The sequence below is a fragment of the Paenibacillus sp. ALJ109b genome, assembly GCF_010747435.1.
In the GTDB taxonomy this organism is placed as follows: domain Bacteria; phylum Bacillota; class Bacilli; order Paenibacillales; family Paenibacillaceae; genus Paenibacillus; species Paenibacillus taichungensis.
Genome location: NZ_JAAIFP010000041.1, coordinates 24,417 through 37,743, shown reverse-complemented (window position 1 = coordinate 37,743; position 13,327 = coordinate 24,417). Strand labels below are relative to the sequence as shown.

Here is a 13,327-nt window from a genome sequence, read left to right as displayed (position 1 = left end):
CAGAACAACCTTCCGATCGCTGTTATCCCCAGATTTTTTTTATTTTTTTCTCCAAAAGGGAAAATCCGGGGATAAAGGCGAACACTACGCTTCTCCAGGTTTTTTCTATCCTCTACGTTCTCGTGTAAATGTTCAGTTGAACATATATAGTTCATTGTAATAGCAGCAAAACCGGCTGCCTGATCGGGCAGCCGGCTGATCAACTCAATCACTCAATCCTATTGAACAAAGAGTACTACTGTTGCAATGGATCTTTCACAACGATTTTGCCGGATACGATATCATCCTTGATTGCTTTAACCTTGTCGATAACCTCTTGTCCAACAAAAGCATTCAATGGAGATTCACTATCACGAGTTACATACGTCAGGCCTACACCATCTTCTTTCAAGCCATAGTTCACAGCGCCTGCTTTGAAGTTTCCTTCTACAAAATCCTTCACTGTCTGATAAGCAACCGTATCGGTCGACTTCAATTGAGACAATACAATATGTTCCGGATCTTCAACGGTACGGTCTGTATCCTGACCGGAAGTATAGAAGCCTTTTTCCTTCGCGGCTTCGAATACGCCCAGATCACCTACAGCGGATGCTCCAGCGATGAAGTCAGCACCTTTGCCGAATTGTACCAACGCCAGCTCTTTTGCTTTGGCCGGGTCATTAAATCCACCAACGTAGTTCACGAGGAATTCCGCATTCGGGTTAACTGATTCCAGACCAGCTTTGAAGCCTTCTGTATATTTCTTGATCAATGGAACGTCCATCGCGGCAATCATACCGACTTTGTCTGTTTTCGTAGACAGTCCGGCAGCTGCACCAAGTAGATACGCTCCTTCATATTCATGGAAACCAACGCTACGAACGTTAGGCAGATCAACCGTTGTGTCCACAATAGCAAAGGACTTGTCCGGATTTTCAGCAGCCACTTTTTTCAATGCATCTTCTGCCTGGAATGTCGCTGTAATGATCAAATCATAGTTTTCAGCAACTGCAGCACGCAGGTTTTGCTCAAATGCAGCCGGGTCAGTGGATTCAATTGTTTTGGTATCTACCTTGAATTCCTCACCTGCTTTTTTGAAACCTTCATCCATCTGTACGAAGAACGGGTTTACCCCGATTTTTTCAGGAAGTACAAGCGCCATGCGCAGTGATTTTTCACTGTCGCCACCTTGGGCCGATTGTTCGTCTTTGGAACCAGAATTTCCACAAGCCGCCAGCAATATAGCCAACATGATGATCGATAAGACGAACGATAAACCTCTTTTCATTTTGAAAATTCCCCTTTTCACTATTCTTTTTTTATAATCCTAGCGGATACTGTCGATCCTTGTCAATAAATCTTTGAGCGGATACACTAAATGGAATATAATAGTTGATTTGCCTTCGACAGAGCCTCCGAAGCCTCTCTAAACCAAGGTTTTTTCCGTTGACATCCAGAGCTGCTCCATGCTAAAGTCAATCCAATTATTATATTCAGATAGGATTTGTCAGAATTATAACGCAATCTTATTTATTTTCCAACCCTATTTTGAGGAGGCTATTCATTTGAAAAAAATCACCCAGATCGCACTGGCCGCTCTACTCGCCGCTCCGGTTACACTCGGCAGCCTCAGCTTGCCCGCTTCGGTATCCGCCACTCCCGCCGGACAAACGACCTCACAGGCTGTTAAAGGACCGGTAGCACAAGCTCCTTCAGTCTATACCGAGAGTGCAGCCGATTACACCCAATTCCTGCAAGCCAAATACAATATCCAATTGCCGAAACAATTAACGAAGGGTGACTTCATCAAGGCGATTGCTACCATTCTTGAAGCCGATCAAGCTGCTCCTGCTACAGATGAAGCAAGTAACAGTGAAGTTAAGGCCCCAGCCTTTACTGATCTGAAATCGAATGATTCTGCTTATAAAGCTGCCGTTTCCTTATATAACAACGGCATCCTATCCGGTACGGAAGTGCGTGCCAATGACCAACTGAGCACTTATGCTGCTGTCTTCATCGCAGTCAAAGCAGCCGGATTCAAAGAGCTGGCCTATACATATCCTGAAGAAAAAACAGCAAAAGCACTTTCGAAACTGGGCATTAGCCCAAGCCGCGTTCAGGGACAAGCCGCGCAGGAACTGGCCGCTGCCATTGATACAGGTCTGATCCCGGAAAGTCTGTACCCCGCTCTCCGCAAGGGTGGCGAAGCCAGTTCCGATTTTACCAACATTTTGCTTGGACGGGTATTGACCAGTCAGGGTAAATATAAAAATGAAATTGGCCGTTCCGGCGACGCTGACATTTACTCCAAATTGTACGCTGCCTATCGCACGGCTGATTTAATAGAAGCACCGGAACTGCGGACCATTGTGGATCAAGCTCTGCGGAATGATCTCGTCACAGGTTACAATCTTAAGGATAGTCGCTTTGATTCCAACTTCATCGATGAACTGACTTTAACTTACGGACATGATGATATTAAACACGCGGTGCAGTTGATTGGACTGTTGCGCAGTGAAGGCATCGATGCCGACGTACAGTTCCAGCCGAAGACATCTGCCTTCATTTATTTGAAGGAATGGGGAGAACCCAAAGAAACACCGGATTACAAAGTAACCCAGATCGAGAATGGCAACTACATCGCCTACGCCAAAGAATATGACATTCAGTTCGAGTTCAATAACACAGCGGACAAAGCCCGCTTCAACGATATTATATTGAAGTATGCCAAAAAGAATAGCGATGACACCTCTGCCTTGATCCATGCTTCCTGGTGGCAGCCGCTCTATTATTCGCCGACTGCTCTCGCGGAATATCCGGTCATTGCTAACAATAAAATTTCACTTGGCAACTATTACGCACAATCCTTCTCCCTTAAGGAAAATTCCAAGGCGATTCAGGAAGGATTCCGTAAGCTTGCACCTGATGCGGACATTTCCAGTTATACCTTCTGGGTTGACCACCCGTTCTTCAATTATCTCAACGGGGAATCGGAATAAACTGAACATATGCTAGGTGAATTAAAGCTCGCAATTTGACATAATAGAAAGCCGTCTTTACCGAACTTTACAATGGATTCGACCCATTGGTTCGTAGAGACGGTTTTTTATTTATCTTTTTACAAATTTCTTCTCAAAAAAATAAATTCCATTGCAGGATTTACCAGTAAAAGGTCGAATAACATAGGTACATAAACACGCAATCACATTTACACATATCTGTAAGACAGGAGTTAATCATGGTATACGACGGCATTCTGCTCGGCTTGATCGTTGGACTGTTCCGGGGAGGATTTCGGTATGGTCTCCACCAGTTTGCAGCACTCAAGCTGCGAGGCGGATGGATTTTTCCGCTATTGCTGCTGGCCCAGTTCTTCATCTTTTTCTTGCAGGAAAGGCTTGATTGGGTTGCATCTATCAACGGATACCTGTTTGCTGCCGTTTATGTCACAGGTTTAGCATTTTTGTGGCTTAATCGACATTACAAGGGTTTTACCCTAATCTGGATCGGTGTCTTTCTCAATTTCATCGTCATGGCGGTGAACGGTGGGCGTATGCCGGTATCTGTGGAAGCCTCTGCTGTTCTTGGTCCCTATTATGTGGATATGCTGCGCGAAGGTGGAGCGGTATCGAAGCACTACATGATGGATGCTTCCACACATCTTTCATTCCTAGGTGATATCATCCCGCTGTCCAGCCCTTATCCACGGACTCAAGTGATCAGCATTGGCGATGTGGTCATGAACATTGGCATATTCCTGTTTATCCAGTACATGATGGTGAATCGAACCGGAGGAGCTTTGCAGCCAGTGAATTCCATCAGGCCTGAAGAGATTCGGACAGACTCCAAGGAAGGGAGGTCTTTTCCATGAAAAAATTCGAAGGCATTAAATATTCTCGTCTCGTCATCAACGCAATCATCGTAGCTTCTGTCGTTGTTGCATTGACTTCGGGATACAAGCTGGGCGGCTAGTACATATACTTCGCCAACCAAGACAAACAGGCTGCCAGCGGCCTGTTTTTTCTTTCTGGATTTTTGGGAGGTAACTTGTTATGTTATACATCAATATAGTACAAGCCGATATATTCACATCAAGAGCAGACTAAACCAAGCAGGAGAATTTTTATGAACTTTATTCGTAACCTTATCCATAAAGCAGATCGGAGCAGCATGTATGTCGTCTTGCTTAGCTGCACCGGCATCGGTATTTTTCTGTATATGAACAAGTGGTCTTATCTCCATCTATCCTCTGACGAATGGGTAATGGTATACACGATGCTTGGTGCGGCGCTGATTTTGGATTATTTCACGTTTCAAATTCCGCCCAAAGGCAATCAGCAATCCATGGACTCTTCCGTGTACCTCGCCTGTATCTTCATGTTTGGTGGTGCATTCAGTCTGTCTGTACTGCTGCCTGTTTCCCTCATTCTGTTAATCAAGGATCGCAAACTCACTTGGTGGAAACATATCGTCAATTTCAGCATTTATAGCCTTATGATTGCAGGAGCGGCTTATGTATTCACTTGGACTGGAGGAATTCCGGGAGCACTGGATGGATATAACTTGCTGCCCTATTTCGCGGCACTTGCAGCCTACTTCATCATCAACACAATCACGCTAGGCCTGTTTTTTCATTTCTCAACAAAGGATGCATTACAGCAGATGAAGCGTGTGTTCGTTACCGAATCGCTGCTCGTCTATTTATGTACATTGATTTTGGCGCTTGTGCTGACTATTCTCGTTGTGCATAACGGTGTTCTCGGTCTGCTGCTCTACCTCAGTCTTAGCATTTTGCTATCGCATGCGTTCAAGCAGCTGTTTGTGATGTATCAAAGTATTGAGGAAAAGGCGAATACGGATCAACGCACAGGTTTGTTTAACCACAGCCATTTTGAAAGTATGCTGGAAACCGAGCTTGGTAACGCCCGTTCTCAGGGAACCCCGCTTTCGCTGGGACTCATCGATATTGATGATTTCAAAAAGTATAACGACCGCTTCGGTCATCTCCAGGGTGACAGCCTGTTGGCTCTTCTCGGAGATTTCCTCAGTCGGAAGACGGAAGGCACCCCCATTACCGCCTTTCGTTACGGCGGAGAAGAGTTCACCTTACTCATGCCAGGCATGGAGCTGGACGAGGCTTATGCGTTCATGAACAAGCTGCGCAAGCAGCTGAACGACACACCTTTTGAAGGGGTTGAAGTGTTTCCGCACGGTTGTCTCTCCTTCTCCGCAGGTGTTGCTCGTTATGAGATCGATATGTACAACAAGTCACAACTTGTGGATCAGGCGGATAAAGCACTGTATTATGCCAAAAAACAGGGCAAAAACAATGTGCATCGCCACGGCAGTAATGATGGCATGGAGCAAGAGATTGATCTGGTGCAGGATGTGCGCGACATTGAGCAGCAGCTCAACTTGTTCAGATATAAGGATATGGATACATTCAAACATTCCAAACGCGTATATAAGTATGCTCTCGATATAAGTGAGTTGCTGGAACTCGAAAATGTGGAGAAGCGGAGTTTTGTACTGGGCGCTCTAATTCATGACATCGGAAAGCTCGAAATTCCGTGGTCTATCCTGAATAAGAAAGAAAAACTTACTGCTGAAGAATGGGAAACGATCAAGGGTCATGTCACCTGGGGCAAAAAAATGGCCATGACGAACGAGCGTTTTGCCGATCTCATTCCCTATATCGAATTGCATCATGAACGATATGACGGGGCTGGCTACCCTTATGGTCTAAAAGGTAGTGAGATTCCACGGTTGTGCCGGATGCTCACGGTGATTGATTCCTTTGACGCAATGACGACAGAGCGACCTTATCAGGAAACGAAAAATGTGGATGAAGCAATCAAGGAACTACAGCTGTGCTCCGGTTCTCAGTTCGATCCCGAGCTAGCCGAACTGTTCATCCGATATATTCAGAAACGAACGGTGCAGCAACAACTTGTGTAATACCCGCAGAATTCTCCCTTACAAAGCCAAAAGCGCTACCCCCGGCATAATCGGGGATAGCGCCATTTTCATGTTCATCATGGAATGAATCATGCACCAGACTATTTCATTCTTGTGCAGATTCTGCTTTATCGAGTGGTATTCATCTCATGTGAAGTCTGATGCAGCTCTTTAATCATCTGCTGCAAAAACATGTTATCCTGACGACTGATTCCGTGCTGATTGTCTTGAAGAAGCATTTGATGAATGTTCTTCTTAAGCAACTCGCTGCGACGTTCCAATACCTCTTGATTCATGTTGTTGCGTTCACTCCTTAACATCTTTTGTAATGAATTTGTGTTCTATATAAGTATAGAGGACCTTCTCCTATAGGGAAAATGGATACAGCCCCGCTCACCTGTACTCATCAAGGCTCACCCTGCGTGACATAATTTCACCCCATGTTGTTCTTAGATATCCTTCTAAATGCTCCCTTATACACCCGAGTTTCCTCCGAAGAAAGCCAGACTAGGGTCTGAAGCAAGCATGCGTTATAATGATGCCAGCCCTTGAAACGGATACATATAAATGGACCTTATCTCAAAGGAGTTCTGTACTCATGTCATACAAACAGATTAAATGGATGATTCTACTGGTTCCCACATTCACGGTGGGACTCTGGGAATACATCCGCCACCAATTCCTGATGCCCTACCTTTCCATGGATGTGGGCAACTGGCTTACCCCACTTATCCTGTACCTCATAAGTGTCACCTTGCTAAGTCGCTTATTTAAAATGCTGGAAAGTGCCAGGGCCGCTCTGGAGCAGGAGCGTGCTTCCAAAGTGGCACTCGAAGCTCGGGACCAACTGGCCCGCGAGCTTCACGATGGTATCTCGCAATCACTTTTTCTCCTGTCGGTAAAAACAGACAAGGCCGAGCGCAGTATGGCTGGAAGCGGTCACGAGAATGAAATTCAGGAAATACGCAAAACCGTACATGAGGTCAACACTTACGTACGGCAGGCCATCGCCCAGCTCCGCTACGTCCCTGGACAAGCGGCAGTACCGGAGGGAACCTCCCTGCTGTCACAGGTGGAATTACTTATAGAGGAGACGGTTCCTTCAGCGAGTCTGGAATGGGGTCTGGACAGCACCTTCTTCTCCCCAAAGGAGCAGGTAGAGCTGCTCGCCTGCATTCGGGAAGCACTACTTAACGTACGCAAACATGCCGGGGCTACAGATATTCGAGTGATTGCAGAAGGGACACCTTTTGTCTGGTCGATCTTCATTCAGGATAACGGAGTTGGTGTGAGCGGGGATCCACTGCACCTGAAGGACCGATACGGCTTGCGAATTACGAAGGAACGTGCAGCTCAGATGGGCTGGTCTTTCGCCCTTGATTCAAGGCCAGGTTACACAAGAATAACCATTGGAAAGGGGCATGCTTAATATGGAACTTGTACGGGTATTGGTTGTCGATGATCACGCGCATGCGCGTGAGGCGATCTGTAGTATTTTATCCGAGGACAGCCTGTTTGAAGTTATTGGTACCGCTTCGACTGGACTGGAGGCACTGGAGCTTACCGGGCAATGGATGCCCGATCTTATTCTGATGGACGTGCAAATGCCGGATATGGATGGGCTGGAAGCCACCCGTCAGATCAAACTGCGCTTTCCGTATGTCATTATCGTCATGGTCACTGTATCGGATGATGTCACGTACCTGTTCGAAGCACTGAAGCAGGGAGCTCAAGGATATTTGCTCAAAAATCTGTCCCCCTCCACTTGGCTTGAATACCTTCGCGCCATCGTCAGTGATGATGCACCCCTGAGCAAGGAACTTGCCTATCGAATCCTTCAGGAGTTCCCTGCACCTCGCACGGAAGATGTACCCGATAATCCCCTGACTACGCGGGAGCTAGAGATCCTGCAATGGGTATCTGCGGGTTATACCAATCGTGAGATTGCCGACCAACTTGGCATTTCGGATCAAACGGTGAAAAATCATCTGAAGAATATTTTACAGAAACTGCATCTCGAAAATCGTGTGCAATTAACCCGCTATGCATTGGAAAGCGGACTGGCAGGCCGTAAGCTGCGCAAATAGCGATGCATTCATGTTTTTGTCACAATTCTATGGATCATTTCGTTTTTTTATAGCCCAATGTAGTCATACGGTGTTATTTTGGACAAAGTTATAATGGTATAGATTATGCTCGGATAACAAAGAATGACTTACAATTCTAGACCTAAGGGTGATGATTTTTTGATTTTGAGTAGGTTCACCACGAAATTGGGCAAACGGCACTGGGCATTGATGGGCGCCCTGATGTTATTATTTTGCCTTGTTATGCCACAATGGGCATCGGCCCATGCTTATATCGTGCAGGCCTCACCAGGTGAAAATGAACTGGTTGCGACTGCACCTGAACGCCTGACTCTCGAGTTCAACGAGTCTTTGCAGACGGCCTTTTTTGATATTAAAATCACCGGACCTGACGGAACACAAGCAGATGACGGTAATGTGCATGTCGATGAGGATCGTCCTCATATCCTGGAGACCGGACTGCGGACCGGACTTGGAAATGGAACCTACGCCGTGAATTGGAAGGCTGTATCTGCGGATGGTCACCCCATTCAGGGAGCCTATGTGTTTCATATTGGGGAACCCTCTGGTGCTCCTGCTGGTCTCGCTGATTTAACTTCAGGCTCAGGCCAGGTTGGCGGACCGTTAAAATGGATTTTGTCGCTGACCGACTGGATTCAATATCTGGGATTGTCTGTGATTCTGGGCACACTTGCTTTCCTGCTGTTTCGAATTGCGCCTGCTTCCATGGCGAGAGAACCACTGGAAGTGCCAAGAAGCTATAGGTTGTTATGGATCAGTTATGGCGCCGCTTCTGTTGCCGCTCTGATCAGCCTGCCTCTGAACACATTGTATGAATCAGGCGTTTCCATCGGGGAGTTCAGCTGGGCACTGATGAGCAGTGCACTTAAATTGACGTCATTTGGCCAGATCTGGATGGTACAGATACTCATTGTGATGTTGCTGGCGGTTACCATCCTCTCCGGATATGACCGGGATCGCTCGCTGCGTATCCGGATCTGGTCATCATACGGATCACTGATTCTCGTTCTTGGCTGGTTGTTCACTCATGCGATGACAGGACATCCAGCTGCAGCGGAACAACGCACACTCGCCATTGCAATGGACTTCGTTCATCTGATCGGAGCCGCTTTCTGGATCGGCGCTTTAACCGCCATGGCTGTGTGTCTACCTCCGCTCGCGGATAAACTGCCTTCCACGGTGCGAGGAGAGGTCTACTGGACGGCGATCCGACGATTTACAGCTTGGGGTATTGGTGCTGTTGCTGCTCTCGTCGCTACGGGGATATACAGCAGTCTGATCATTTTGCCTGTACCTATACTTACATCCCTGTTCACAACGGCGTATGGTCTCGTGCTTATCGCTAAAGTTGTCTTGCTTGTTGTAATGCTTGTATTGGCCTGGCGTCATGCCAGAATGGCACGTGTAAGCAGCGGCAACCGACTCGCTGGCAGCCTCAAGGCCGAACTGATTGCCGGAGCCGTCGTTCTTGCGCTGGCTGCCGTGCTGACACACTTGTCTCCCGGACAGCCGGCAGTCGCTGGACCTTATAAAGAAGTGCAGACTATGGATGGCGGAACCACAATTACGCTTCAGGTAAGTCCCAATCGTACCGGAGAGAATCAGTTCAAGATCGACGTGAAGAAACCGGACGGCACTACAGTTAACGATCTGGAACAGATCACATTGTCACTAACCCACCTGGATATGGATATGGGCATTTACGAGATCACGATTCCGAAAAATGATACTGGCGTATACGAGGCAGAAGAATATATCTCCATGCCAGGACGCTGGAACATCAAGGTGCATCTGTTAACCCGATCTCTGGATTCGCTGGATACTGAATTTGAGATCGACACCGCTAATCCGTAGATATAACCGATTCAGATTTGAAACGCGACTCAATCTAAAATCAGTGCCTCAACAAGCTGCAATTGTAGTGAAGGGGACGAAATCGATTCTGGAGAAGTGCAACGTTCGCCTTTATTCCCGGATTTCCACTTATAAAGTGGATCAAAAAATCTGGGAATAACAGCGATTGAAAGAACGATTCGTAACCGGAACGGTAACTTTGCAGCAAGTCAGGCACTTATTTTAGAAAATGGGCCGAAACATAATTGATAAGAATTGAGAGGGGTAAATTATTTTGAAGAAAACATCATGGACTTCCAAACTGACATCCAGCCTTACTGCTGGAGCTGCTGCACTGATGCTGTTTGCTGGATTCGCCAGCGCTCATGTTACCGTTAACCCAACCGTGGCACAGACAGGTGCATGGCAGACGTATAGCATCAAGATTCCATCCGAAAAAGAGCTGCCTACCACCAAAGTCACGCTGAAAGTACCGCAAGGCGTTGCATTCAAGCAATACCAACCACTGGCAGGCTGGAAAATCACTACCGAAAAAAATGATTCCAATGAAGTAACGTCAATCACTTGGGAAGTGGACGGAGATAACGAAGGAATTCTGGCTGGTCAATTCCAGCAGTTCAACTTTGTAGCGCAGAATCCGGATGCCGAAACAGAAGTAGCCTGGGATGCGTTCCAGTATTATAGCGATGGCAGCATCGTGGAATGGACAGGCGGACCAAGTGACAGCAACCCGCACAGTATCACGGCAATCAGCCAAGATCCTGCTGCTGCAGGTAATGCTGCTGCAGGCGGAGGTCATGATAGTGCAGGCACAGCCGGCAATGCGGGTCATGATGATGAAGCAACGGGTGACGATACGAAGGCAAACGACGATACCACACTGGGTGACGCGTTGAACGACACCGTTACTGGTGAGCCAAACAACACGGATTCAGACCCAGGCACATTGAAGCTGCAACAGGCAACACTGATCGTATCCATTCTGGCGTTGATCCTATCCTTCCTGGGTATTGCTCTGGCAACACGCCGCAAAAAACGTTAAGAGCTAAAATGCAGTCTTGTCTGTAGACATAAAAAGAAAGGAGCCTTTGGCGAACGGGGTCTATCCCGATGTGCCGAGGCTTCTTTTTGTTATCTGTATACATACGCTAACTTCGATTTCAAACTCATGCTTACGCTCACTGATGATGAACAGCGTCACTTACCGCTCTTTGCTCTACCGTTCCTGATCCGTTTGGATCATGATTTCAATATATTGCAGCAAGCTCTTCTTCTGTTGTTCAATCGACTGTATCCGTCCAGACAGACCTGCGAAGAACGCTTCAATCTGCTGCCTTGTATAATCGGCCGATTGTCCCTTCCAGTCGTCAAGACGATTGTATAGGCTTCTCGCCTCCTGCTCATCTGCCTGGAGACGGGCAAGCAGCTGGGTCAATTCTTTTTCAGCAATCCGAAGATCATTCAGCTCTACCAGCAATTGTCCGCTCACTCGTGATCCCTCCCTTATGTAAGTGCCGATCGCCAGGCCCTCCACGCAAAATTCTAGTTAAAACTGACCTGACTCTCATCTGCTTGTCGGAATGCTTCCGCCTTCTCTTCGATAAAATTCAAGAATTGACTCGTATGCTTCATATGCCATGTGCTCAATTCGTTAATAGACGCATCCAGATGAGTGACGATAGGTTCAAGTCTGCGACTGCGGCTGGAATGCAAGTATTGAGCCATCCGGCTCCGTACTATGTTCAACTCTGCATTACACTGTTGTGCATTTTGCTTCCACCGGGCAGCGACACTTTTAAGTTCCTCGGGCGTTACCTGAATCAGGCCAGACACTCCTGCTGCCGCGGCCATACCTCTTGCAAGACTGCCCGCTTGCCCACCCAAGTTCCGCATGAATGCTGCGAGATCAGACAGGACATTGGACGGCTGACGCGGGGAATAACCGATGGGCTCGCCTGTAACCGGATCGTAAAGATCGTTGGAGACATAGCCATTCTCGAACTCATACTGCTTCAGACTGTGGTACTCCTCGCCACCAAAGGTGTTACTGATTTTATCCCACATGCCCATGTCATCATTCATATCCTCATAGTTCGAATTGATGTAATACATGGAACCTACGTGACGATCGTATCCACCAAAAAAGCCGCTGGTCACAAAATCTCCGGGATGCCCATAGTTAATGATTTGGCTATCAAACCCACCCTCTTCAGCCTTTCGCTTCGCCTCTGGTGTGAGACTGGAGATCACAGAAGGCGCGCTGAAGGTCACTGCGGAGAGTCCCGTGTATGCGGCCGCATATTGGGCATTTCCCCCTCCAAGTGAATGCCCTGTCAGCGAGAAATCCAGATCCTTGTATTTTTTCTGCATATCATTGGCGTAGTCTTCCGCCTCATACATCTGGTTTGGTCCCAGACTGAACGTTTTATCCAGCTTTTTATCCAGTTCTCCCACAGCATTCTCGACTGTAGTGATCCCCGTAACATCTCTTACCTTCTGAATGCCATTTGCCAACCAATCCGGTGTAAAATCCGTACTTTGTTCGATCTTTCGACCAAGCTCAGGCAAACCGATTTGAGCGTCTGCATAATAATCGGGGGCGCTGCGATCCAACGAAGCACTTCCCTCCGTGCCACGATAAGCGATAACCGCCTGTTTGGTCTCCGGATTGTAGAAGGTCACCGCATCAAAACCGGATTTTTTGTTTCCATGCGTGTCCTCAAGAACTTGCCATCCAGGAAGATTCTCAAACTCCATACCTGATTTCAGATTCTCATATGCTAATTCAGACATCTTGTTGTATGTCTCATCATCAATTTTTGGTGAATTACTCACAACCTCTGCACCTCCAAGAAAATCAATCCTGAATTATGATTTATTTGTTAAACGGATCATATCCCTTAGCTATAATCGCTTCCTTAATTGCCGGACTCATGCCAAAATTTTTGATCTTTTTATCCTCATAGTCGTACGAGATCGTAAACTCTTGCTCTTCATGTTCCACCACATGTCCTTCCATAGCTATAGAATCAAGCGCCATCTCGGGTAACAACTCTTTATTTGTGATGACTACATTTAGTTCATATTTATTTTTCAGATATTTTACGGCTTCTGCTTCCGCTTCTTTAAAATAGGCCTGTTTTTCACTTTCCTTCATGTTCTGACACCCTCCCAAAATAAAAGTGGATAGTATGATCAAAAAAAACATACATGCGAATCGCCGCTTCAATCTCATTATCAATCACCTTTTCTTTTTCATTAATCATTAAAATATATTCCTGTATCCACTCTATTCTCCTGTTAACTGCATCATAGTACAAAATCAACATGATCACATCGGCTGTTGGCATCGTTTTTATGTAACTTTGTTCCTAAATGATTCCATTAGAGCATTCGGGTGTACATTACCCAATTCAACTGTTTTTGCA

14 protein-coding genes are annotated in these 13,327 nt (G+C 46.7%); 7 read left to right on the top strand and 7 right to left on the bottom strand.

Translation table 11 applies throughout. The annotated features are described in order from the left end of the window. Together G3352_RS30990 and G3352_RS30145 are read right to left on the bottom strand one after the other, a co-directional pair. Positions 1-203: hypothetical protein (locus G3352_RS30990; RefSeq protein ID WP_205525129.1), on the bottom strand; the 203-nt coding region annotated here is incomplete at its 3' end. A gap of 32 nt (positions 204-235) precedes the next feature. After that, on the bottom strand, positions 236-1,267 hold the full coding sequence (locus G3352_RS30145) for a BMP family lipoprotein (RefSeq protein WP_163761650.1): 1,032 nt from the start codon (positions 1,265-1,267) through the stop codon (positions 236-238). Positions 1,268-1,544: 277 nt separating this feature from the next. Between G3352_RS30145 and G3352_RS30140 the strand changes: the two genes are divergently transcribed. The 3 genes from G3352_RS30140 to G3352_RS30130 all read left to right on the top strand — a co-directional run bounded on the left by G3352_RS30140 (position 1,545) and on the right by G3352_RS30130 (position 5,937). Next, positions 1,545-2,978, top strand: a complete 1,434-nt coding sequence (locus tag G3352_RS30140; RefSeq protein ID WP_163761649.1) for a hypothetical protein — start codon at positions 1,545-1,547, stop codon at positions 2,976-2,978. Positions 2,979-3,217: 239 nt separating this feature from the next. Further along, a complete protein-coding gene (locus G3352_RS30135; RefSeq protein ID WP_163761648.1) occupies positions 3,218-3,850 on the top strand; it encodes a DUF5317 domain-containing protein in 633 nt (210 codons plus the stop codon). A gap of 254 nt (positions 3,851-4,104) precedes the next feature. Next, positions 4,105-5,937 (top strand): bifunctional diguanylate cyclase/phosphohydrolase, encoded by a 1,833-nt coding sequence (locus G3352_RS30130; protein ID WP_163761647.1) that lies wholly within the window; start codon positions 4,105-4,107, stop codon positions 5,935-5,937. 128 nt (positions 5,938-6,065) lie between these two features. Here the strand turns inward: G3352_RS30130 and G3352_RS30985 are convergent, their stop codons facing one another. Then, the gene (locus G3352_RS30985) at positions 6,066-6,233 is read right to left on the bottom strand and encodes a hypothetical protein (RefSeq protein WP_162842449.1); all 168 of its coding nucleotides are present in this window, start codon (positions 6,231-6,233) and stop codon (positions 6,066-6,068) included. Between the two features lie 302 nt (positions 6,234-6,535). On the opposite strand from G3352_RS30985, the gene G3352_RS30125 reads away from it, so the two are divergent. The 4 genes from G3352_RS30125 to G3352_RS30110 all read left to right on the top strand — a co-directional run bounded on the left by G3352_RS30125 (position 6,536) and on the right by G3352_RS30110 (position 10,941). Then, positions 6,536-7,366 carry a sensor histidine kinase gene (locus tag G3352_RS30125; RefSeq protein WP_163761646.1) on the top strand — a complete coding sequence of 277 codons (831 nt, stop codon included), beginning with the start codon at positions 6,536-6,538 and terminating at the stop codon, positions 7,364-7,366. 1 nt (position 7,367) lies between these two features. Next, entirely contained in the window at positions 7,368-8,024 is a 657-nt protein-coding gene (locus G3352_RS30120; RefSeq protein WP_063566261.1) for a response regulator, read from the top strand. A gap of 243 nt (positions 8,025-8,267) precedes the next feature. After that, the gene (locus G3352_RS30115) at positions 8,268-9,899 is read left to right on the top strand and encodes a copper resistance CopC/CopD family protein (protein WP_163761645.1); all 1,632 of its coding nucleotides are present in this window, start codon (positions 8,268-8,270) and stop codon (positions 9,897-9,899) included. 274 nt (positions 9,900-10,173) lie between these two features. Continuing rightward, positions 10,174-10,941: a YcnI family copper-binding membrane protein gene (locus tag G3352_RS30110; RefSeq protein WP_240343292.1), complete on the top strand. Its 768-nt coding sequence runs from the start codon at positions 10,174-10,176 to the stop codon at positions 10,939-10,941. 174 nt (positions 10,942-11,115) lie between these two features. Here the strand turns inward: G3352_RS30110 and G3352_RS30105 are convergent, their stop codons facing one another. The 4 genes from G3352_RS30105 to G3352_RS30090 form a co-directional block, all read right to left on the bottom strand. After that, the gene (locus G3352_RS30105; protein WP_076290677.1) at positions 11,116-11,388 is read right to left on the bottom strand and encodes a hypothetical protein; all 273 of its coding nucleotides are present in this window, start codon (positions 11,386-11,388) and stop codon (positions 11,116-11,118) included. Between the two features lie 53 nt (positions 11,389-11,441). Then, positions 11,442-12,692 (bottom strand): Tle-like phospholipase domain-containing protein, encoded by a 1,251-nt coding sequence (locus tag G3352_RS30100; RefSeq protein ID WP_163761651.1) that lies wholly within the window; start codon positions 12,690-12,692, stop codon positions 11,442-11,444. Between the two features lie 82 nt (positions 12,693-12,774). After that, on the bottom strand, positions 12,775-13,056 hold the full coding sequence (locus G3352_RS30095; RefSeq protein ID WP_076290678.1) for a hypothetical protein: 282 nt from the start codon (positions 13,054-13,056) through the stop codon (positions 12,775-12,777). Further along, positions 13,043-13,249: a hypothetical protein gene (locus G3352_RS30090; protein ID WP_113055244.1), complete on the bottom strand. Its 207-nt coding sequence runs from the start codon at positions 13,247-13,249 to the stop codon at positions 13,043-13,045. The genes G3352_RS30095 and G3352_RS30090 overlap by 14 nt, the downstream gene beginning before the upstream one ends. Between the last annotated feature and the right edge of the window lie 78 nt (positions 13,250-13,327).